Genomic DNA, 23,865 nt, shown 5'->3' on the forward strand with positions numbered 1-23,865 from the left:
GCGTTATTTGGATCGAGAAGTACGTTCTTCATAATTCTTTTCATGCTTCGTATCTCTTAACATTTGATTATTATGCTTTTCCTCCGGATCGATTCCAGACATTGCATCATCGAAAGGTTGATAATTCATAGGAGGAAAACGATTCTTTTTGATCATTTTGTAAGTAATGCGTGCAATTAAGACAACAAAGAAAAATCCAAATAGAGTACTAACTATATCCATCTAATAACACTCCTTTCCATATAGTATTCGACTTCATAGAAGAAATACCTTTTTCAAAGAAGGTCCTTCATCGTAATCACTTCCTACTACGCATAGAGTATAGAGTCTTAAAAAGTCTATCATACGAAGGGAGAAGAAAATGGGAGCAAGGTTGATCCAAATTTCGGTTGGGGTTAGCTTAGGAAGGTAAAGGCACTGCCAAATAGAAAGTGCCTTTAAATTACATAGAACTTAAACAGGTTAATACAAATACATCTTAAGGCTGAGGGAACTTCCCATCTGAAGACCATAGGAAATGGTATCCATATCTATATAATGAACTGTATAAGGTAAATAAATAGGAGGTTGCGGAAATGAGTATAAAAAAGATTGGTGTCATCGCAATTATTGTCATAATTTTAGGAGCAGCTATTAATATCGGGATGAATATTGCAGGGGGATTTAACAAAAAATCAGAAGAAATTGAGATAGCCGAAAAGTTTACGAAAATAGAAATTATAGGCGACAATACAGCCATTGAAGTAGTTCAATCATCGGATTCTAAAGGGAAAGTTGAATTTAAAAATAAAAAGGGCACATCTAGTAAAATAAAGGCATATGTTAAAGGCAATACTTTACATGTAGAAAAGAAAAAGAAATTTTTTGGCGGCATTAATATTGGATTAAATACTTCTCACAATAAAATTATTGTATCTGTTCCAGATGAAAAGTATGAAGAGTTAACAACGGATACAGACAATGGGCAAATTACCGTAAATAATCTTCAAATTGCCAATGTCGATATCAAAACTGATAATGGAAAAATAGTGCTAGAGGACCTGGAAAGTAAAAAGGTCTATGTAAAAACTGATAATGGAAAAATAGACTTTCACCATGTATCAGGAGATATAGAAGCCAAAACAGATAACGGGCAAATTACCATGGTGACGGATAATTTAGACCGGGACATCTCTTTCAAAACCGATAATGGCCTTATAAATATTCATACGACGACGGAACCAAAAAATGCAACAATTCAGGCGGATATAGACAATGGAAGAATTAATATTTTTGGTTCTGCCAATGAAAAAACTGTTTTTGGTAAAGGCAAGAATATAATCGATTTAAGAACAGATAATGGAGTTATTTCTATAATAAAGGGAGATTAACAAAGAAAGAAAACCAATATATTGACGTACACCCTAATCTTTGTTAAATTGTTTCTTATATCATTTGTGAAGAGAAGATTCTAGTAGAAGAAAAACTCGTCCTTAGTGGGCGAGTTTTTTTATGGAAGAAAGGAGCAGTCTATTGTTAAAAAATCTAATTGTAGTAGTAGGCTCCTTTATAATTGCTTTTGCGTTTAATGCATTTTTAGTGCCGCATGAAATTTTAAGTAGTGGAATTAGTGGGATCGCTATTTTAGTAGGATTGATAACCCCGTTTGATACAGGTATACTCAATTTTGTCATGAATGTACCTCTTTTGATATTAGGGTATTACAAGCTTGGGAAACAAATTACGCTTAACACCCTCGTGTGTGTGTTATCGTTATCTGTATTTCTTTATGTAATTCCAGCAGAGTCAATTACAGATAATATATTGCTATCAGCTATATTTGGCGGAGCTATAGGCGGTGTGGGAATAGGACTTATTATGAAATACTCGGGTACTTCTGGTGGTATGGATATAATAGCTATTATTATTTCTCGCTCAAGTAATTTTAGTGTTGGACTATTACTCACAGGAATGAATAGTGTGATTGTGCTAATTTCAGGAATGATATTCAACTGGGAAATAGCACTCTACACCTTATTATCTATATATTTAACTGGTAAAGCGATTGATACAATCTATACTAATCATGAAAAAATAACTATGCAAATTATAACAACAGTCGCTGAACCAATTCGTCAGGAATTGTTAGCAAGCATTTATCGTGGCGTCACAGTGACAGAAGGTTATGGTGGCTATACGCTAGAGAAAAAGTATATTTTAATGATGGTCGTTACTCGTTATGAAACGGCACAAATCAAACAAATTGTTAGAAAACATGATGAGCAGGCATTCATTAATATTACACAAACGATTGAAGTAGATGGTAATTTTGCACGGAATATTCATTAGATATCAAGATGCACTTGTTACTTATCCAAATAACAACATATAAAAGTATAAGAATAAATCAAAAGCCGAGAGTTAACACAACTCTCGGTATTTTTGTATTTAAAAGTAATTTCTCGTTTTTTTCATGATGAAAGATAAGTGTTGAATAAAAATTTCTGCACTGGGAACACTTTCCGGTAAGAACCATAATTTAATGGAAAATGAGGAAGAATATGAGTTTATTTAAAAAGAAACGCAAAATCGTTATTCAACCTTCACCTCCAAGTAAAAGTGAGCCTAAAAGTGTTGAAGAAAGTAGTTCATTAAAAAAAAGTTTAAAAGAGAATATACAATATATAAAAAAAACACTTGGCGAGAGTGCTGATATTATTGTTCGTGAAGTTAAAATGGGTACTGAAGGAAATATTAAGGTTGGAATCATTTATACAGATGGTTTAAGTAATTCAGAAAATTTACAAAATTTTATCATGGAAACTTTAATGATGGATATAAAAAAGACAGATATTGAAAATAATTTAACTGCGGATTCCCCTGTTTTAACTTTGTTCAAGGACTTTGCGCTAACCGTAGGAGAATTAAAGGATGTAAGTGAATTTGATCAATTATTCACTTCTCTATTATCTGGGGATGTAATTCTTTTAATAGATGGCTTTTCAAGTGGATTCATTATTGGTAACAAATACTGGGAAAGTCGAGGAGTCACAGAACCAACAGCACAAACGGTTATCAGAGGTCCTAGGGAGGGGTTTTCTGAAAGCTTACGCGTGAATACTGCACTAGTTCGTCGAATTATTAAAGATGAAAATCTATGGATGATTAGTAAGGAAGTCGGTAGGCGTAGTAAAACAAATATTTCCATAATGTACATAAATGGTGTAGCTGAACAAAATGTAGTGGATGAAGTTTGTAATAGGATGAATCGTATTGATATTGATGGCATTATGGAAAGTGCAAATATTGAGGAGTTTATACAAGATTCGCAATTAACTGTATTTCCAACAGTATTTAATACAGAGCGACCAGATACTGTGGCAGCAGGTTTACTAGAAGGTAGAATTGCTATTTTAGTGGATGGGACGCCTTTCGTATTAATGGTACCTGCACTATTTACAGAGTTCTTTCAGTCTTCAGAAGACTATTATCAACGTACAGTGATGGCTAGTTTAATTCGAATACTTAGATTTGTTGCATTTGGTGTTTCCGTACTTGTCCCAGCGCTATATTTATCGATAATCACATTTCACCATGAAATTATACCGCCAGCACTATTAATCAGTTTGGCCGCCCAGCGAGAAGGAGTCCCATTTCCTGCATTCGTAGAGGCAATTATTATGGAAATTACTTTTGAAATTTTGCGAGAGGCCGGATTAAGGATGCCTAGAGCTATTGGATCCGCTATGTCCATAGTTGGTGCATTTGTAATTGGTACCGCTGCAGTAGAGGCTGGATTTATCTCTGCTGCAATGGTAATTGTTGTTTCTATTACCGCCATTTCTAGTTTTGTTTCTCCATCTTATGACATTGCTATTGCTGGCCGGATTTTACGATTTATATTTATGGCTTTAGCAGCATCATTTGGCTTATATGGTATCCTTATCGGTTTTATCGCATTAGTTCTTCATGTATGTAGCCTTAGTTCCTTTGGTGTTCCATATATGACACCGTTAGCTCCGTTAAATCTAACTGGACTTAAGGATAGTATAGTTCGATTTCCTATATGGGATTTACTTACACGCCCGCCTTATATTTCAAAGAATAGAGTAAGGCAGCGCCGTACAAAAGTAAATTTCCAAAAAAGCTCTCACTCGAAGAGGTCTCAAAATGGTTAGAAGGATTGTACAACTTATAGGTATCATTTTCATCAGTTTATTGCTCACGGGTTGTTGGGATAAGCGAGAAATTAATGATTTAGCCATTGCAACTGCAATATCCATTGATAAAAAAGACGATGAATATCATGTTTCGGCTCAAGTTGTTTTACCAACTGAATTATCGATGAAGGGCGGGATGGGAAGTTCTCCAGTTACACTCTATGAAGCATCGGGAAAATCAGTCAATGAAGCCATTCGAAAACTCACTCAAGTGTCCCCACGGATTATCTACTTGGGACATCTAAGAGTAGTGGTAATTAGTGAAGAATTGGCAAAGGAGGGAATTGCAACTACTGTCGATTTTTTATCACGCGGATGGGAACTGAGATCTGACTTTTATATGATTGTTTCTAAAGGAAGGGATGCAAAGGAAATATTAAATGTACAAACCTCCTTGGAACAAATTCCGTCAAATGAACTCTATAATATTCTACACACATCAGAAGCTAACTACTCTAGTACAGTTGCTGTAAACTTTTTTGAACTAAAAACAAATTTAGAACGTGATGGAAAAGAAGGCGTACTAACTGGCGTTGAGATACTAGGAGATCCCAAGAAAGGCTCAAGCAAACAAAATGTCGAAATGATAATTCCCGATGCTAAAATAAAATTTAAAGAGTTTGCTGTTTTTAAAAAAGATAAACTAGTTGGGTGGTTAGACGAGCAGGAAAGTAGAGGTTTTAACGAGGCAACAAATCAAGTAAAAAGTACTATTGGATTAGTTACATGCCCTGACGGGGGGGAAGTCTCTATTCATACTAAAAAATATAACTCAAAGATAAAAAGTAAAACAATGAGTAATAATCCTGAAATAGAAATCAAAGTGAACATCGTTGCAAATTTAGGTGAGGTTAGTTGTGACATTGATTTAACGAAGGAAAAAACTATTGAAATGCTGCAAAAGGAATATGAGAAAGTGGTAAAAAAAGAGATTCAAGAAACAATTAAAGTAGTTCAACAAAAATATCAATCAGACATTTTTGGTTTTGGGGCTGCTATATACAAATCAAACCCACAGCAATGGAAAAAAGTTAAAGCTAATTGGGATGAAATATTTGCTGAATTGCCAGTAAGTGTAGAAGTTAAGGTACAAATTAGTCACTTTGGTTCGGTTTTAAATCCAATTGACAAGAAAGAAAAGTGAGTAAAACAGTATGGTAAAAGTAATTGGAATATTATTGGTAATTATTGTCGTTGTCTTGATTGATGTGCCAACTATGTGGAAGAACAAACAAAAAAAAGAATTGATTGTCTACTCAGTACTGCTATCTATAGGAGTAACTTTATTAATCTTATTAGCAGTTGGTATTAAAATACCTAGCCCTGTTGATCTGTTTACAATAATGGAGAAATCATTCGAAAGTCTTGTCAAATAAATGAGTAAAGCATGAGGGGGGTAGAGGGATGCAGACAGATAAAATAACGCCATTTCAATTTTTAGTATTAGTTATTTTTTTTACGATAGGTTCAAGTATCCTCTATATTCCTTCTACACTTACAACTGCAGTAAAACAAGATGCTTGGCTTGCAGCAATAATCGGTAATCTCTTAGGACTATTAGTTGTCTGGTTTTTTACGACAATTAGTTTATGGTTTCCTAAACTAACCTATACCGAAGTAAATGAAAAAATATTCGGAAAATTGGTAGGGAAGTTAATTTCTATCTTATTCGTGTTAATGGCTTTCCTTTATGCTTCGGCGCTTATTGCACAGTCAAGTATTTTTTTAATTACACAAATGTATCCCGAGACACCTTTAACATTTATAAATCTTTTAATGGTTCTTATTGTTATTCTGGCGGTTCGTCTAGGTATTCAAACTATCGCGCGTTCTGCTGAAATCTTTTTATTCTTTTTCTTCTTATTGTTTATGATCCTAGTTGTGAGTATATCACCTCAAATCCAATTGGATAATTTAGAACCCTTTTTTCAGGCTCATATTACTTCAATTTTAAATTCTTCTTTCAAGGTTACGGCAGTTTCTAGTATTAACGCCATTGTCTTATTCATGATTTTTCCCGCATTTGTTAGCGATATTAAAAAGTGTAGAAAAAATTTCTATATTGGTACTTTAATTGGTGGTGCTGTAATTATCACAATTACCATGCTTTGTATTTTCGTACTTGGTTCAAATACTACCGAGCATCAAGTATATCCAAGTTATACATTAGCGAAAGTCATAAATGTAGGAGACTTTATAACACGTATAGAAGGTCTAATGGCTCTTTTGTGGACTCTTGCGCTATTTTTTAAAGTTACACTTTATTTTTACACAGGTGTGCTGGCCTTAAGTAAACTATTGAATATAAAGGAATACCGAGTATTAACTTTCCCGGCCGGAGCAATAATCCTAGTCTTTTCTATTATCATTTTCCCGAACATTTTATATCAATATAAATTTGACGAAGAGATTGCAATTGCCATAACTTTTGTCATTGGCTTAATTTTCCCGCTATTAGCAACCATTGTTTTTCAATTAAGAAAGAAAAAGCTTAAAAAAGACCCCGATTATGCAAAGTCGAATTAGAGATGAGTTATGACCAATGATACGCAAAGAAAAAGTTAAAACGCTCTCAGAGCTAATGTGAAGCATCCTAATATTTGTAATTGTCACGGTAAAAAACTGTATTTTCGACGAAAAATTATAGTGAATTTTAATAAGGTTCCCAAATACATATTTGGGAACCTTATTTTGTGGTAATATAAGTAGTAGAGGAAGTGGTTTGATGCAAAAGGAATTACCTAAAATTATGAAAGATTTTTTAGTGTATTTAACGACTATTAAAGGCAAATCAATACGAACGAGAAAAGAATATGAATATGATTTAACTTTGTTTTTCCGATTTTTATTAGCAGTTGAAAATGATGTGCCAATAACCGAGATACAAAGCATTAGTATTAAGGAAGTGGATCCTGAATTTATCCAAAAGATAACGCTCGAAGATATCTACCTTTTCCAGGAGTATTGTGAAGTACAGCGCCAAAATAGTGCCGCATCAAGAGCTCGCAAAGCAGCAACTATTAAATCATTTTTTAAATACCTAAAAGGGAAAAGAAGATTATTAGATTATAATCCTGCAGAAGAGCTAGAATCACCTAAGATAGCAAAAAAAACACCCATCTATTTGGATCAGCATGAGGCAATACAGTTCATCACTGGTATAAAGAAAACGAGCCATTATTATCGTAACTATAGTATTATTATGTTTTTCTTAAACTTAGGAATTCGTGTTTCCGAATTATGTAGCTTAAATATAAACTCCATACAAGGAAATGTATTACATGTTGTGGGGAAGGGAAATAAAGAAAGAACGGTATTCTTGAACTCCACTTGTCTCCAATCCATCCAACAATATAAAGAAAAGGAAAGACAATACATAAAAGGCGCGAGTACAAATAACTCCTTGTTTCTTTCTCAAAAAGGCACACGACTCACTCGACAAACGGTAGCTAAAATAGTGAAACAAATCAACGTGGCATCAGGGTTAAACAAAGGAAGTATAACGCCTCATAAGTTAAGGCATACTTCCGCAACAATCATGTACAAAAATGGAGCAGATATTAGAAGTCTTCAGCAAATACTAGGTCATACGAGCGTTTCCACTACACAGATTTATACGCATGTAGAAGACAAAGAAATACAAAATGTAATGGAGAATAACCCATTCAACCATTTAGTTTAGTTTAATATAATTATATTATGTAAACTAACAATAAATTCATCTAAAAGAGGTTTCTTTCGATGAAAATTCTCCCATATTGCGAATCATTTATTATAATGGTGGGAATACAACAAATGATTGAATACTCTAATAATAAAAGTTATAATGATAGTAATATAGATGAAGGGATGATGAATGGTAGATGATTAAATAATTCTATTTTATACGTAAAATGTATACGCATTTTCACTTAAAATAGGATTAGTCTGTCCATTATTATACCTTTGTAATGCCTTGTTCTAGGCTTATTTTCGTATGAATACTAATCCTTCTGAAGCTTTTTCAGGAGGATTTTTATTTGTTTATGCGTATGCATTCAAACCTTAAAGGGATGATGCAACTTCTAAGATCATCTCCAGTTTACAACACTATTGGAGGTAATATAATATGCCGATTGAAATTAAAAACTTAAATTACGGGTTCGATTCATTAGATCATCCACTGTTCGAAAATGTTAATATAACGATTGATTCTTCTTGGTGTTTAGGTTTAATCGGAAGAAATGGACGTGGGAAAACAACCTTACTCAACTTAATGATGAAACAATTTCCTTTTTATGGTGAAATTATTTCCGACTTGGATTTTATTTATTTTCCACAGAACATTAATAATAAGAAACAATTAACGTACTATGCAATTGATGAAGTGATTCCAGTAGAATTGTGGAAACTTGAGCGAGAATGCGAACAGTTATCGCTAGATAAGGAACTATTATGGCAGCCTTTTGAACAGTTATCTGGTGGCGAGCAAACAAAAGTATTATTAGCTGCTCTATTTTGCGAGGAATCACGTTACCCTCTTCTAGATGAACCAACAAACCATCTAGACATTGAGGGGAGGAAAATTATTGCTGAGTACTTAAAAAGAAAAAAAGGCTATATTGTTGTCAGTCATGACCGTAATTTTGTTGATAAAGTAGTCGATCATATTTTGGTCATTGAAAAAAATCAATTAGTTATTTATAATGGTGATTTCTCCACTTATGAACAACAAAAACAATTACAAGATCAGTTTGAACTTGATCAAAATAAATCGTTAAAATCGGAAATTGAGCGTTTAAATAGAACTGCTAGAGAAAAGTCTGTGTGGGCTAAAAGAAAGGAAAAGCCATCAGGTAATGACCCATTCGGTAATGCTATGGCCAAGCGGATGATGAAGAGATCAAAAGCTATTGAAAAGCGGACGGATGCAAAGATAGAAGAAAAGACAAAGCTACTAAAAAATATCGAATCAACAAGTAATTTAACAATTAATTGTATATTTAGCCATCGAAATCCAATAATGCGTGTCCAAAATTTCACCTTAAGTTACGGTGGAAAACAACTGTTTCATCCGATAACATTTGATGTTTATCAGGGTGAGCGAGTAGCATTGGTTGGACCAAATGGCAGTGGCAAAACATCAATAATAAATTATTTAAATCATCAATATTTTGATGGGAAAATTAGCGGAGAGGTAATCATACCTCAAGGACTATCTAAAAGTATTATTCATCAAAATCATGACGATAATAATGGCTCGTTACACAATTTTTCTGTAGACCATCATATTGACTACACATTATTCCTAAATAATCTTCAGGTTTTAGGTATGGATCGAGATGTTTTTAATATTCCAATTGAATGGATGAGTAATGGTCAACAGAAAAAAGTAGAGTTTGCCAAATCTTTAGGCATGCCGGCAGAGTTTTACATTTGGGATGAACCATTGAATTATTTAGATATCTTTAATCAAAATCAAATTGAAACAATGATATTGACATATAAACCAACGCTTTTATTTGTAGAGCATGACCAAACTTTTCTAAAGAATATTGCCTCAAAAACTATAGAAATTATTCCATTCTGATACAATTTCATTTAAATATAACTTCTATTTCTTATTTAAAGAAAAAACGCAACTTCCATAAAACCGGAAGTTGCTTATTATCTTATTGAACTAACGCCCTATTAGTATAAGTACATTCTTTCATAATTAGAGTTAATTTTATATCAATAATTGGTTTATTTAATTCTAACACCTGACTTTTCACTATAGTTTGATGTTCTTATGCAAGAAAATGATTCTTTCTATTTCTTCAAAACCATTTTTCTTATAAAATTCTTCGGCAGGTATACCTCTATCTGTGAGAAGTGTAATGTTACTTATATTACTGCTATGAAGCTCTTTTATTAAATGATTTAACATAGCTCTTCCAATACCTTTATTTTGACATTTTGTTTTAACACACATTTCATGAATGAAAAATTCATCTCCGCTCCACCATACTCTATTTACACCAAAAATAAAGCCGAGAATTTCGTCGTTTTCTACCGCTAAAACGCCTGAAAATCCAGGTGTTTGGTAAAAACTCAGTAAATATTTATTAGCCTTTGTAAATGTCCATTGATCATTCCAAGGCACATCATTGAATACTTCAATAAATGTTTCAGTACATTTAATTAAATCATTTTTTGCTAGTAGTTTAAATTCCAAGGCAAGTTCTCCTTATTGCTAAATATACAATCTCTAGACCCCAAGCTTCTTGCCCCTTCATTCACTTCAGAAAAGCAAACTTAGGAAAAATATGTCTTTATTGCTATTTTTCCAATGCTCGCCGGGAAAGACATAGGCACTTATGCTTTTGTTTTTTTAAAGGTTATATTCGATAATTCCAAATCCTTCTGTAGAAATACGGACATTAGAACCTTCTATCACTAACCCAGAACTATACAGTATGTTATATTTTTGGTCCCGATCCAGTGCATATTGTTGCTCATCGGAACTAGGATTAAGTAAGACGATAATCGTTTTGGTAGCGTTGTGCTTTTTATACCCAAATATACCATTTGCCTCCGTAGGATGTACGAATGTTATGGAGCCTTCATTGGCAAGTAGTTTTTCTTTAGTTCGTAGTAAAATTAGCGTCTGGATATGATTTTTTAACTCTAGCTGGTGATTATTTTCATCCCAGTCCATACACTCACGACAGCCAGGATCTTGGCCACCTGTAAGGCCTATTTCATCGCCATAATAGATGCATGGAGTTCCCATAAAGGTTAAAAGAATAGTAAATACTTGTTTCGTTATATTAATATTATCATTACATTCTGTAAGAATTCTAGCAGTATCATGGCTACCAACAAGATTAAAAGTGTAATCAAACACAGTTTTCGGGTAACTGTAGTATACCTTACTCATATTCTCTGCAAATTGTTTTGAATTAATGCTGTTTTTTGCCAGAAGATTTAATACATTTGTTTTAAAGGGGTAATTCATCACCGCATCAAATTGATCTCCTCTAAGCCATGGCATTGAATCATGCCATATTTCTCCAAGAATATAAACATCCGGTTTTGCTTCTTTAACAGTTTTTCTAAACTCGCGCCAGAAAGGTTGGTCTACTTCGTTTGCAACATCAAGTCTCCAACCGTCAATATCAAATTCATTGATCCAATAGGTACCTACTTCCAGTAAGTATTTTTTAACTTCTGGATTAGCAGTATTCAGCTTGGGCATAGAATCTACAAAACCAAAAGCCTCATAGTTTGGCTTTTCTCCTCCTAGAACGGGGAAGCTGTGGATGTGGAACCAATCTTTATAAGGTGAGCTTTCTCCGTTCTTTAGGACATCCTGGAAGGGAGGGAAGTAATAACCGCTATGATTAAATACGGCATCTAGCATTACCTTAATGCCGCGGCTATGGCATTGTGTTATTAGTTCTTTTAATGCATCTGCATCCCCAAACTGAGGATCTATCTCCATATAGTCAATCGTATCGTATTTATGATTGGAGGAGGCTTCGAATACTGGAGTAAAATAAATACCATTTACCCCTATATCCGTGAGGTGGTCTAAATGTGCTGTTACGCCGGCGAAGTCACCACCAAAGAAGTTATTAACTGCAGGGGGTTCACTGCCCCAAGCTGTTGTGTTTTTGGGATTAATAGAAGGATTTCCGTTGCCAAAACGTTCTGGGAATATTTGATACCAAACAGTGTCTTTTACCCACTGGGGCGCTTGGAACAGTTCATTCTCATGTAAATACGGAAAACAAAAATAATAATCACTGTCAGTTGGTATACTGTCAAAAAAACCTTTTTCTGTATATATTGTTTCCTCCGTTAAAGAAGTTAACTGAAAGCCGTAGCGTAATCGTTTGGTTGCTGCAAATGCTTCAGTTTCCCAATAATCATGTAAACCATCGTTTCCAACTAAGTTCATAGGCATTTTAGAAAATTGCCATTCGCCATTTCTCCAAATATAAGGATCACCAAATATTAACGAAACAGAAGTAACATCATTTTTTTTTGTCTTAAGTCGTAATTGTAGTGTTCGATCATCTAGTAAATAAGCGAAGTTATCGGTGGGACGGTGAAAAATAGCAGTTTTCTCCATTATACATCTCCTTTAAAACGAGTTATTTTACTTCCAAGTAATTTAAATATGGACGCTCAATGTAGTGAGCATAGAAGGAGAAGAAGTGTTATATTTTTAATATTTTTAATATTTATAAAAAATAGATTGTTTCCTTCTCAAATAAATGTATAATAAAACTATGAGTTGTGCAATCGTTTTCATAGATTCATTACTAATATATTATTCTTTCAATCTTATATATAGACTTATAAGTAATTGAAAGAAATTATTTTTAGCAACTTATGATAGCGCTTTCTTTTGCTGAAATGTGCAAGCGTTTGTCCAACTTAGCGTAGGTTTAAACCAAAAAATAGGAGGGGTACAAATGAAAAAGTCATTAACTTTGTTGTTCATGCTCATTATTACATTGGCATTATTAGTTGCATGTGGACCGAAAAGGGAGGAAACAACTCCTGCGAAAACAGATGAAAAAGAAACAGAAACTGGGGCTGAATCTTCAGAAGAACCAGCAAAACCTGAAACACTTATAGTTTGGGAGGATACAGATAAATCTATCGCTCTAAAACCTGCTATCGAATCTTTCGAAAAGGAATATGGTATTAAGGTTGAATTTAAAGAATTAGGTATGGCGGATAAAATGCGTGATCAGCTACGTTTAGATGGTCCTTCGGGAACTGGTGCAGACGTAGTTACTTTACCTCATGATCAAATTGGTCAAGTTGTGACAGAAGGGTTACTTCAGGAAATTGAAGTAAGTGATGAAATCCTTTCTACTTTCAGTGAATCAGCTGTGACTGCACAGAAATATGATGGAAAATTATACGGGTTACCAAAAGCTACAGAGACACCAGTATTTATTTACAATAAGGCTTTAATGGAAGAAGCTCCAGAAACAATGGATGAAGTTTATGCTTTTGCAAATGAATTTACAGATGGTAAAAAGTTTGGATTCTTAGCAAAATGGGATGACTTCTACTTTGCGCACGGAGTCTTTGGAGGTATGGGGGGATATGTATTCAAAGAGAATGATGGAGCCCTTGACCGAGATGATGTTGGTTTAAACAATGAAGGCGGTATAGCTGGTGCAGAATATATTCAAAAATGGTATGCAGAAGGTTTATTCCCTAAAGGAATTATAGGGGATAGCGGTGGCTCAGCGAAAGATGGTCTATTCAATGAAGGGAAAGTCGCATCTGTAATGGACGGTCCTTGGGCATTCCAAGGGATGAAAGACGCTGGGATTGATATTGGAGTAGCTGCAATGCCAACCTTACCAAATGGTGAGCATATGAAGACATTTATGGGAGTTAAAGGATGGCATGTATCCGCATTTACAGAACATCCATATTGGTCAACTAAATTAATAGAATGGTTAACAAATGAAGAGAATGCAAAAATTCGTTTTGAATTAACACAAGAGATTCCACCAGTTACAACATTGATTGAAGATCCGATTATTGCGGACAATGAAGGGGCAAAAGCAGTAGCACTTCAATCCCAATACGCAATACCTATGCCTAATATTCCAGAAATGGCGGAAGTATGGGGTCCTGCAGCATCAGCACTACAAACCCTTGCAACTGGTAAGGCAGAACCAAAAGCTGCAATGGACGATGCAGTTAAAACGATCAAAACAAATATAGAAACTAACCATCCACAATAACTTAGAACAGCATAAGCGCTCGAGCTAGTTCAGCGAGTATTAGCGCAAACTTACTAATTCTCAAACAAGGCAAAGGCATGTTTCCTTTAAGGGGTCATATGCCTTTGCTTCTCTATTATGTATGAGTGTCAATGTTGTAAGGAAATCCATGTGAAAATAGGAGAGTATTCTCTTTCATAGGAAAGAAGGAGGCGACAACTACAATGAACAGTAATGTCACAACCAAACATAGAAAAAATGCTGGGTTATTATCCATCATCCCAGGTTTTGGACAATTTTATAATAAACAGTTTGTCAAAGGAATTATCTTTTTAGTATTAACAGTCGCATTCTTTAGTAGTTTCTCTCAAACGCTAAACTGGGGATTCTGGGGTCTTATTACGCTTGGAGAAATTCCAAAGCTTGATCATTCGATATTCTTATTAATCGATGGAATTATCGCCTTGTTGGTAGCAATCATAGGTCTTGGAATTTATGCTTTCAATATATATGATGCTTACCACAATGGAAAAAAACGAGATGAGGGTTTCCTATTAAATAGCGTGAGGGAGCAGTATCACAATCTTTTGGATAACGGTTTTCCTTATCTAATGATTTCCCCAGGATTTTTATTATTAATCTTCGTAGTTATTTTCCCAATAATCTTTGTAATTCTTCTCTCATTTACAAACTATGATTTATACCATTCACCACCAGCAAAACTGGTAGATTGGGTAGGAATTCAAAACTATATTGATATATTCAAATTAGACCTTTGGAGGTCTACCTTCTTTGGTGTACTCGGTTGGACAATTGTTTGGACATTTGGAGCAACCACTTTGCAGGTTGTGATCGGGGTCTTTTTAGCCGTTGTCATCAATCAAAAGGATTTAAAAGGGAAAGCTTTTTTCCGCACAATATTAATCTTGCCGTGGGCAGTACCAGCATTTGTATCGATCCTAATTTTTTCAGGGATGTTCAACGAATCGTTCGGCGTTATTAATACGCAAATACTGAGTATGTTAGGAATTGATGCAATTCCATGGATGACCGAAGAATTATGGACTCGATTTGCACTGATTTTAATACAATCATGGCTTGGTTTCCCATTCATCTTCGCAATGACAACTGGGGTGCTGCAATCTATTCCAAATGAGTTATATGAGGCCGCAAATGTAGATGGAGCTTCTATCTTCCAGAAATTCAGAGGTATTACTTTACCAATGGTACTGTATGCAACCGCGCCAATTCTGATCACGCAATATACATTTAACTTTAATAATTTCAATGTTATCTTCCTATTTAACGGTGGTGGTCCGGCTTTACCAGGTCAAAATGCCGGTGGATCAGATATCTTAATCTCTTGGATTTATCAATTGACGATGACTTCTGGACAATATGGGAAAGCAGCTGCAATAACGATGCTACTATCACTTATTGTTATTACGGTAGCGTTATGGCAATTCAAACGAACTAATTCATTCAAAGAGGAGGATATGATGTAATGACTAATAAAACTGAGAAAATAATCAGATTGTCAGTTTCTTATCTTATTCTTCTAGTTGCTGTAGTCATTGTTGTTTACCCTTTATTATGGGTACTGGGATCTTCCTTTAACCCGGGACAAAGTCTATCAGGTTCAACAATGTTTCCAGAAAATCCTACACTTAAGCACTATAAGAGCTTATTTGACATAGAAAACTCTAATTACGTTTTATGGTATTTAAATTCGATGAAGATAAGTTTAATAACGATGGTATTTGCGGTATTAAGTGTCGCTTTTACTGGATATGCTTTCTCACGCTACAGATTTATCGGAAGAAAAAATGGACTTCTTACCTTTTTAGTCCTACAGATGATTCCAAACTTTGCGGCACTTATTGCCATCTTTGTACTTGCTCAACGAACTGGACTGCTAGATACGCATGTTGGTTTAATACTTATTTATGTTGGTGGTCAAATACCAATGAATACTTGGTTAATGAAAGGCTATTTGGATACGATTCCAAAAGAACTGGATGAATCTGCACGTATGGATGGAGCAGGTCATTTACGCATTTTTTGGCAAATTATCATGCCTTTATCTAAACCAATTTTAGCAGTAGTAGCATTATTTTCATTCATCGCTCCGTTTGGTGATTTCATACTTGCTCGTATTATGTTACGTAGTGAAGAGAAGTTCACAATGGGTGTAGGTCTATACGAACTAGTTTCCAAACAGTTTGGGAATGAGTTTACTACATTTGCAGCGGGGTCTGTTTTAATCGCAATCCCAATTACAATACTTTTCCTATCATTCCAAAAGTATTTTATCTCTGGTTTAACTGCTGGTGGTACGAAGGGTTAATGACTTCAAAGGAAAGAAGTTGCTTAAGATGACCATGACTAAAGGTAGAGTGCTATTCATTTTATTATTTCTTGTAATTGCCGTATCAAATCCGCAGCAATCTCTAGCAAGTGAGGAGAAACGGATGCAGGATGAGGTTATATACATGATTATGGTGGACCGATTTAACAATGGAAATACGAGTAATGACAAAGACGCTAACATTAACGATCCACTTGCTTATCATGGTGGGGATTTTCAAGGAATTACCGACAAGCTAGATTATATAAAAGAAATGGGTTATACAGCAATTTGGTTAACTCCCATATTTGAAAATATGAATAACGGTTATCATGGATACTGGATTAAGGATTTCTATCAAACGAATCCCTATTTTGGTTCCATGGAAGAGTTTAAAACACTTGTAACCGAAGCGCACAAACGCGATATAAAAGTCATTTTAGATTTTGTCGTTAACCATGTTGGACCAAATCATGAGTGGCTTAATGATTCTACTAAAAATGATTGGTTTCATGAAAAAAAGTCTATTTCTAATTGGAATGATCAAGAAGAAGTTGAAAACGGTTGGTTATATGATTTACCCGATTTAGATCAAGAAAATCCAGAGGTAAGTAAGTACCTAATAGATGCAGCAAAATGGTGGATTCAAGAAACAGATATCGATGGTTACAGACTCGACACAGTTAAACATGTTCCAAAGGAGTTTTGGAAGGACTTCTCTGCTGAACTTAAAACGGTGAAAGAATCATTCTTTCTTATAGGAGAGGTTTGGCATGATAACCCTAATATAGTAGCTGGATATGAGGAAACTGGGATTGATGGTTTCATGGATTTTTCGCAAAATGAAAGTCTCCGTGCAGCTTTTGAAAAACCAAATCAGTCTCTAGGATGGTTATTTTCAAATAATGAGCGAAATAACAAATTGTTTGATCGACCAGAATTGCTAGGACAATTTATAGATAATCATGATATGCAAAGGTTCGCTAATTTAGCAATCCAAAATAACCAAGACCCGGTTATTCAGTTAAAGCTAGCGCTAACTTATATGTATACTGCTCCTGGCATTCCTATCTTCTACTATGGGACAGAAATAGCATTAGACGGAGGAAACGATCCAGACAATCGTCGAATGATGAATTTTAGAGCAGATGAAGAATTGACAACGTTTGTAAAAAAACTCGGTGCTGTTAGACAGCAGCAGTTATCTCTTACAAGGGGAGAAATGAAACTTTTAGTGGATGATGCAGGACTTACTCTTTATAAGAGAACTTACGGGGATGAAACCGTAATAGTAGCCATCAATAATACGTCAGAAGCTAAAAAGATTGCTTTAGATGAGGGTATAGAAAAAGGGAAACAGCTAAAAGGGGTATTAGCTGGTGAATTAGTTAACTCAGGTAATAATGAGGATGGGTACACGTTCAAGTTGGAAAGTGGACAGTCCGAAATATATGAGTTCGTCAATGAAAAGTCAGATAATCGTTTAGTTTTGAGCATTGTGATAGGAATAATAGTAATATTATTAGTTTTTTTGGTCCTTCGCTTCAAACGGACAAAACAATAATTTGTTATTAAATTTATTCCAAAGGTAGTCATAACTTACGAAAGAATGTGCAGCACGAAAGGAGTACTATAGACATGAAAGAAAAATGGTGGAAAGAGGCAGTAAGTTATCAGGTGTATCCTAGAAGTTTCATGGATAGCAATGGTGACGGAATAGGTGATTTACGTGGAATCATTACCAAATTAGATTACTTGAAGGACTTAGGAGTAGACGTTATTTGGGTCAGTCCCTTCTATAAGTCACCTAATGCAGATAATGGATATGATATTAGCGATTATCAGGGTATTTCAAAGCAGTATGGCAATATGGATGATTTCGATGAGTTATTAGAAGAAATTCATGCAAGAGGGATGAAACTAATTCTTGATCTAGTAATCAATCATACAAGTGATGAACATCCTTGGTTTATTGAATCTCGTTCTTCTAAAGATAACCCTAAAAGGGATTGGTATATTTGGAAGGATGGTAGGGGTGATCAAGAACCGAATAACTGGGAAAGTATTTTCTCTGGAAGCGCATGGCAGCATGATGAACTTACGAACCAATATTATCTCCATCTGTTTGCCACGAAACAGCCTGACTTAAATTGGGAAAATACAGAGATGCGTCATGAGCTATTTAATATGGTGAATTGGTGGCTCGACAAAGGTATCGATGGTTACCGTGTAGATGCGATCAGTCATATTAAGAAACGTGATGAGTTACCAGATATGCCAAATCCCAATGCTGAAAAATATGTTTCCTCTTTTGATATGCATACGAATCAACCAGGTATTCAAGAGTATTTAAAAGAGTTAAAAGAAGAAACTTTTGCTAAATACGATATTATGACTGTTGGTGAAGCAAATGGAGTAGGAATCGATGAGGCAGACGAGTGGGTTGGAGAAGTAAATGGAAAGTTTAATATGATCTTTCAATTTGAACATCTCGGACTATGGAATAAGGACCTAAATAACTCAGTAGATGTTATTGCTTTAAAGCAAGTTCTAACTAAATGGCAAAAAGGATTACACTCAAAAGGATGGAATGCTCTATTCCTTGAAAATCACGATCAGACACGTAGTGTTTCGAGCTGGGGAAATGACAAAGAGTACTGGAATGAAAGTGCCAAAATGCTAGCTGCCTGCTACTTCTTGATGCAAGGAACTCCATTTATCTATCAAGGCCAGGAAATTGGCATGACAAACGTTCAGTTTCCATCTATTCATGACTATGATGATATTGGCATGAAGAATTTTTATGATTTAGAAATAGCGAACGGTAAGTCGCATGAAGAGGTAATGGAGGTTATTTGGCGAAATGGCCGTGATAACTCAAGAACTCCGATGCAGTGGGATAGTACTTTAAATAGCGGATTTTCAGTAGGTGAGCCGTGGATGAAAGTCAATCCGAATTATTTAACGATTAATGTTGCAAATCAATTAGGAGATGAGAATTCTATTTATCATTTCTATAAGAAAATGATTCAAGTAAGGAAAGAAAATCCTCTATTTGTGTATGGAGAATATGAGGTGATACAAGAAGAGCATCCCGATGTATACGTCTACTCACGAACAATAGGAGATCAGTTTGCGTTTGTGTTATGTAATTTTAGACAACAAATTACGGAACTTAAGTTAAAACATTTACCGAAACGTAACACAGATCTTATACTATATAATTATGAGAATGCACCGGAGCAGCTATCCGAGACTATAACTCTTAATCCATTTGAAGTAAGGGTATACTTATACAAGTAATATAACCGATGTAAGGTTAGCGAAAGAGAGAGAGAGGAATTTCTAATGGCGATTACAATTAAAGATGTGGCGAAGCTGGCTAAAGTTGCTCCTTCGACTGTTTCCCGGGTGATTGCTAATAGTCCCCGGATAAGCGAAGACACGAAGACACGAGTAAGGGACGCGATGGATGAACTTAAATATCATCCGAATTTTATTGCCCGTAGCCTAGCCAGTCAGTCGACTAAAGTGATAGGTCTTGTTTTACCTCACTCATCTGGCGTGTTTTTTCAAAATCCATTCTTTTCAGAGGTTATACAGGGATTAAGCGAAGGTGTACATGATAATCACTATGCATTGCAAATGACCAGTGGTAAAACAGAATTCGATTCTTATGAAGGGGTCGTACAAATGGTTCAAGGTGGCAGAGTAGATGGAATAATCCTTCTGTATTCGATGATTGACGATAAAATTATGGAGTATTTAACTAAAAGGAAATTTCCGTTTGTCGTCATTGGAAAACCTTACGACCTCGTTGATAAGATTACTCATGTGGATAACGACAATTATATGGCTGCAAAAGAGGCTACCGATTATATAATAGGGCTCGGTCATCATAAAATTGGCTTTATAGGTGGAAGTCCGAGTTTAACAGTTACATTAGATCGTCTAAATGGCTATAAAGAGGCACTTAGGGCATCTGACATAGATATAAATGAGGATTATATTATTCATGGGGACTTTCTTCGTGAAGGTGGGCAGGAAGCTGTAAAAGCACTGCTTAGAAGATCTATTCCACCAACAGCTTTACTTGTAACAGACGATTTAATGGCAGTAGGGGTAGTGAATACACTTACTGAAATGCAAATAGAAATCCCTACTGAAGTTTCTATTGTTAGCTTTAATAATGCGTTGTTTGCGGAGATGTCTAGGCCACCACTTACTTCTATTGATATTAATATAAAAGAACTTGGTTACCAGGCAGCAAGTAATTTAATCCAACTTTTAAAAAATGAAAATGACCCTGTAAAGCGAATTATAATTCCGCATACACTTGTTATCAGGCAGTCATGTGATGTTGCCCCGGATGTAGAATAATCCATTTATATACAGTACATATTCAAAAGACACTTTATAATAATATTATGTAAACTAATTATGACTAAAGGCAATATATGAAGGCTCTTCACATTTATTTGAATAACTTTTTGAAAGCCCCGAATATACTACACTATAAACATACGGACTTAGTGGTATAAAAGGGGGTATATACACCATGAAGATATCAGAAATTTATAAAAGGTATTTAAAGGGAGAAAAATTTAAGAGCATTAGTGAGTTAAATCTAAGAAGCTTGCCGATAAAACAAGCAGCGGATTTAGTAGGATCTTCGCCAATTATGCAAGAAATAGCAAAAAAACACTCGAAAAGTTTAAAACATAAAAAAAATTACCCGCTTTAAATAAAGTGGGTAATCATTAATTATTTCTTTGATAACATGTCATTCGTTTAACCAATGGCTCTGATTTACTAATGTGTATTGGTTTTACTATATCACCGGTTATAGCTTTAATATTTTTATTTTTTTGTCTTGCGCTAAATCGGTTTAAATTTCTTGTTGCACGTTTTTTAACTTCTTCGGTATTGATCGGAGTATTTACACTTACGATATTTATCAGTCCTTTCTCGATGATACATAATTTTGATCAAGAGTTTTCTACGCTCGTATCCTCAACATTATTTGTTAAGGCGACCATATACTCAATATTTTCTAGGTTTTTACTAATAGTTTTATGGAGCAGTTCAAATAAATATTTGTCTAAAATATCAAATGAATAGGAATAACTTTCTATTACAGTAATGTACTCAGTATGATTATAAGGGAAATACAAAACAAGATAGCTTTTCTTCCATAAATTATCCTCATCGATTTTGTTGTAAACCGCAGCTTCCCCAGATTCTTTCGATTCTTCTACTAACACATGCAATTTTTCAGGTGCTGTACCATTGTATATTTTATACGTAAAGACACCATTAATCGGATGATTTTTGTATCCTAGTTGAGTTTCAGCTAGGAAATATTCTAGTACTTCCTTAAAATCTATAGTAGATTGAGATAAAAAATCTAGGGTCCGTCCTGATGCATCATCTCCAGTGAAGTACGCCATAAGTCTAGCTTTAGTACCGCTGATTTCAACTGTTTCTATAGCAGCCTGTTCAATATTATCTACCTCAAATTCAAGATTTAAGAACTTAAATCTTTTTAAACGCTTAAAAGCAACGGGTATAGTGAGAAATAAAAGCAACCAAATGAAAAGAAGAAAGATTCCCCGAAAAATGATTTGATTAAAATTGGATTCCACAAAGGGCTGGACAATAATCGAAAACGCCGTTCCACTTGCATTTGTTGGGCTAGTATTTTCATTTTGAAGAAAAAAAGCTTTTGGATTTTCATTCAATATATTAAAACCAATCAGTATGGATGCAGTAACCATCCACGATATTATAAGCGTAATTCCCGCTGTATAAAAGTATGGAATCAAAAAGTTAAGCCATTGAAAAAATGTCCTCTTTTCCTTGTTTGTATTTAGATGATTTATTTTTCTCACCTCATTGTCTCTATTAATATTAAATTATATGCAATTACATACAAAATAATAATTATATTTCAATAATAATTTAATATGAGACAATTCAGCAAAACGAAAACAGAGATGTAGTTCAATAGGAAATCTTGTTTGAAAAAATCCTGTGGTTTTGTTTGAAGAGAATATGTTATATTACAAACTAGATCTATATTTAGACAGAATATTTAGGGACTTACAAAAAAAACACATGTAAATGTTTACATAATAATATTATGTAAACTAAAAGATGTGAAAAAGGAGGAAATTCATGTTTTCATACAAAATTAATGACCAAACTTGCTTAAAAATGCTCGATTTACGGGACACTGAACATTTGTTCGCATTAACTGTTCAATCGAAGGATACGTTAAGAGAATGGTTACCATTTATTGATTTTACTCGTACTTCTGAAGACACGAAGATGTTCATTCAATCGACTATGAAGCAGTTTAGTGAGAATAACGGCTTTCAAGCGGGTATTTGGTATGACGGCAATCTTGCTGGAGTAATTGGTTTCCATAAAATTGATTGGAATAACAAATCAACGAGTATTGGGTATTGGTTAGGAAATGATTATGTGGGATTAGGGTTAATGACAAAATCAGTAGAGGCTTTTGTGGATTATGCATTAGTAGAATTACAATTAAATCGTGTAGAAATTCGCGCAGCTGTAGAAAACAAAAAAAGTAGGGCTATTCCAGACAGATTAGGTTTTCAGGAAGAAGGCTGTGTAAGGCAGGCAGAGTGGCTATATGACCATTATGTGGATCATGTGGTTTATGGAATGCTCGCAAACGATTGGAAAAAGTAAAATATAACCCTGATGTAACTAAGTTAACGTTATATCAGGGTTTGTATTATTTGTATATGTAATAATCTTGTGCGTGGACTATTTGAAATCCAATAGATTCATATAAACTTAACGCATGCATATTTTCCGTTTCGACTTCTAAGTGGAGAGAATTACCTTGAGATGCATATTTCTTAACGATAGATTGTAATACTTTTCGTCCAATTCCTTTGCCACGGAAGTGGGGAAGTATACTAAAACCGTATATCCAAGCTTCCTCGTCTTCAACCTTAACTCTTATTTTACCTACAGATTGTTCATGTGTATCGATGATATACACGCTGTTATCCATTTCTAAGTCAACTCGGTTTTCTATTTCTAAGGAACTTTCGTCATCTAATCCAAATGATTCAATATTTAACTGAACACGTAAGGGAAGGTCCTTTTGCTCAGCTTTCCGTAAGGTGAATCCAGATACTTCTTCCAGTTCTCTTGGTTCCCATTTCATTTGATGTTCTGAAAAGGAATACACTGCTTTATAGTGTTTCAAAAATGCTTTTGCCTCGTCAGAACCAGCAGGAGCGTTCAACAATATTTTATGAAAGCCCTGTATTTTTGCAACAGCCATAGCTTCTTCAAATAAATTGGAGAAATGATGTTTTCTGCGGTCCGTCGGTTTAACCATTCCGCAAACCTCAACTGTCGTACCAAAAGGATATAAACCTAGAAAAGCTATCAGTACATCGTTGTCATATAGGAAGAAGTCATAATGATTATCCGTACGTGTTTTCAGCATATCCCAATTTAACTTCAGCTGAAGTTTATCATGTAGTTCACATTCTTTTTGCAGTGCCTCGATATCTTCTAATTGTTTAGTAGTTAGCATAAGTGCTCCTTT

The 23,865-nt window shown here is 34.7% G+C and carries 21 protein-coding genes; 16 read left to right on the forward strand and 5 right to left on the reverse strand.

Annotated elements, in window-relative coordinates:
- Positions 1–3: 3 nt before the first annotated feature.
- Complete coding sequence (locus MHI47_RS09065) at positions 4–222, reverse strand: hypothetical protein (protein ID WP_340762268.1); 219 nt, start codon at positions 220–222, stop codon at positions 4–6.
- A 353-nt stretch (positions 223–575) separates the two neighbouring features.
- Here MHI47_RS09065 and MHI47_RS09070 point away from each other — a divergent pair, with 353 nt between their 5' ends.
- The 8 genes from MHI47_RS09070 (at position 576) to abc-f (ending at position 9,768) form a co-directional block, all read left to right on the forward strand.
- Positions 576–1,370, forward strand: a complete 795-nt coding sequence (locus MHI47_RS09070) for a DUF4097 family beta strand repeat-containing protein (RefSeq protein ID WP_340830543.1) — start codon at positions 576–578, stop codon at positions 1,368–1,370.
- Between the two features lie 142 nt (positions 1,371–1,512).
- Positions 1,513–2,328 carry a YitT family protein gene (locus MHI47_RS09075; RefSeq protein ID WP_322788049.1) on the forward strand — a complete coding sequence of 272 codons (816 nt, stop codon included), beginning with the start codon at positions 1,513–1,515 and terminating at the stop codon, positions 2,326–2,328.
- Positions 2,329–2,540: 212 nt separating this feature from the next.
- Positions 2,541–4,157 (forward strand): spore germination protein, encoded by a 1,617-nt coding sequence (locus tag MHI47_RS09080; RefSeq protein ID WP_340762270.1) that lies wholly within the window; start codon positions 2,541–2,543, stop codon positions 4,155–4,157.
- Complete coding sequence (locus MHI47_RS09085; RefSeq protein WP_340830545.1) at positions 4,150–5,343, forward strand: Ger(x)C family spore germination protein; 1,194 nt, start codon at positions 4,150–4,152, stop codon at positions 5,341–5,343. The genes MHI47_RS09080 and MHI47_RS09085 overlap by 8 nt, the downstream gene beginning before the upstream one ends.
- Positions 5,344–5,353: 10 nt before the next feature.
- Complete coding sequence (locus MHI47_RS09090) at positions 5,354–5,575, forward strand: hypothetical protein (RefSeq protein WP_340762273.1); 222 nt, start codon at positions 5,354–5,356, stop codon at positions 5,573–5,575.
- A gap of 28 nt (positions 5,576–5,603) precedes the next feature.
- The gene (locus tag MHI47_RS09095) at positions 5,604–6,725 is read left to right on the forward strand and encodes a GerAB/ArcD/ProY family transporter (RefSeq protein WP_340762274.1); all 1,122 of its coding nucleotides are present in this window, start codon (positions 5,604–5,606) and stop codon (positions 6,723–6,725) included.
- A gap of 199 nt (positions 6,726–6,924) precedes the next feature.
- Entirely contained in the window at positions 6,925–7,881 is a 957-nt protein-coding gene (locus tag MHI47_RS09100) for a tyrosine-type recombinase/integrase (protein WP_340769175.1), read from the forward strand.
- Positions 7,882–8,307: 426 nt separating this feature from the next.
- Positions 8,308–9,768, forward strand: coding sequence for a ribosomal protection-like ABC-F family protein (abc-f, locus tag MHI47_RS09105; protein ID WP_340830547.1), 1,461 nt, complete (start codon positions 8,308–8,310; stop codon positions 9,766–9,768).
- A gap of 183 nt (positions 9,769–9,951) precedes the next feature.
- On the opposite strand, the gene MHI47_RS09110 is transcribed toward abc-f, so the two are convergent.
- The gene (locus tag MHI47_RS09110; protein ID WP_340830550.1) at positions 9,952–10,395 is read right to left on the reverse strand and encodes a GNAT family N-acetyltransferase; all 444 of its coding nucleotides are present in this window, start codon (positions 10,393–10,395) and stop codon (positions 9,952–9,954) included.
- A gap of 156 nt (positions 10,396–10,551) precedes the next feature.
- Positions 10,552–12,297: a glycoside hydrolase family 13 protein gene (locus tag MHI47_RS09115; RefSeq protein ID WP_340830551.1), complete on the reverse strand. Its 1,746-nt coding sequence runs from the start codon at positions 12,295–12,297 to the stop codon at positions 10,552–10,554.
- Between the two features lie 346 nt (positions 12,298–12,643).
- Here MHI47_RS09115 and MHI47_RS09120 point away from each other — a divergent pair, with 346 nt between their 5' ends.
- The 7 genes from MHI47_RS09120 (at position 12,644) to MHI47_RS09150 (ending at position 21,012) form a co-directional block, all read left to right on the forward strand.
- A complete protein-coding gene (locus MHI47_RS09120; protein WP_340830552.1) occupies positions 12,644–13,942 on the forward strand; it encodes an extracellular solute-binding protein in 1,299 nt (432 codons plus the stop codon).
- A gap of 203 nt (positions 13,943–14,145) precedes the next feature.
- The gene (locus MHI47_RS09125; protein WP_093534248.1) at positions 14,146–15,426 is read left to right on the forward strand and encodes a carbohydrate ABC transporter permease; all 1,281 of its coding nucleotides are present in this window, start codon (positions 14,146–14,148) and stop codon (positions 15,424–15,426) included.
- Positions 15,426–16,268, forward strand: a complete 843-nt coding sequence (locus MHI47_RS09130) for a sugar ABC transporter permease (protein WP_093534246.1) — start codon at positions 15,426–15,428, stop codon at positions 16,266–16,268. The genes MHI47_RS09125 and MHI47_RS09130 overlap by 1 nt, the downstream gene beginning before the upstream one ends.
- Before the next feature lie 34 nt (positions 16,269–16,302).
- Positions 16,303–17,832 (forward strand): alpha-amylase family glycosyl hydrolase, encoded by a 1,530-nt coding sequence (locus tag MHI47_RS09135; protein ID WP_340832021.1) that lies wholly within the window; start codon positions 16,303–16,305, stop codon positions 17,830–17,832.
- Positions 17,833–17,906: 74 nt separating this feature from the next.
- On the forward strand, positions 17,907–19,571 hold the full coding sequence (locus tag MHI47_RS09140) for a glycoside hydrolase family 13 protein (protein ID WP_340830553.1): 1,665 nt from the start codon (positions 17,907–17,909) through the stop codon (positions 19,569–19,571).
- A gap of 45 nt (positions 19,572–19,616) precedes the next feature.
- Positions 19,617–20,648, forward strand: a complete 1,032-nt coding sequence (locus tag MHI47_RS09145; protein ID WP_340830554.1) for a LacI family DNA-binding transcriptional regulator — start codon at positions 19,617–19,619, stop codon at positions 20,646–20,648.
- A gap of 178 nt (positions 20,649–20,826) precedes the next feature.
- Complete coding sequence (locus tag MHI47_RS09150) at positions 20,827–21,012, forward strand: hypothetical protein (protein WP_093534240.1); 186 nt, start codon at positions 20,827–20,829, stop codon at positions 21,010–21,012.
- A gap of 244 nt (positions 21,013–21,256) precedes the next feature.
- Here MHI47_RS09150 and MHI47_RS09155 read toward each other — a convergent pair whose 3' ends face one another.
- Entirely contained in the window at positions 21,257–22,009 is a 753-nt protein-coding gene (locus MHI47_RS09155) for a hypothetical protein (RefSeq protein ID WP_340830555.1), read from the reverse strand.
- 436 nt (positions 22,010–22,445) lie between these two features.
- Between MHI47_RS09155 and MHI47_RS09160 the strand changes: the two genes are divergently transcribed.
- Entirely contained in the window at positions 22,446–22,988 is a 543-nt protein-coding gene (locus tag MHI47_RS09160; RefSeq protein ID WP_340830557.1) for a GNAT family N-acetyltransferase, read from the forward strand.
- 46 nt (positions 22,989–23,034) lie between these two features.
- On the opposite strand, the gene MHI47_RS09165 is transcribed toward MHI47_RS09160, so the two are convergent.
- A complete protein-coding gene (locus MHI47_RS09165) occupies positions 23,035–23,853 on the reverse strand; it encodes a GNAT family N-acetyltransferase (RefSeq protein WP_093535652.1) in 819 nt (272 codons plus the stop codon).
- Positions 23,854–23,865: the final 12 nt, after the last annotated feature.

The sequence above is a fragment of the Psychrobacillus sp. FSL H8-0487 genome, assembly GCF_038008385.1.
In the GTDB taxonomy this organism is placed as follows: Bacteria; Bacillota; Bacilli; order Bacillales_A; family Planococcaceae; genus Psychrobacillus; species Psychrobacillus psychrotolerans.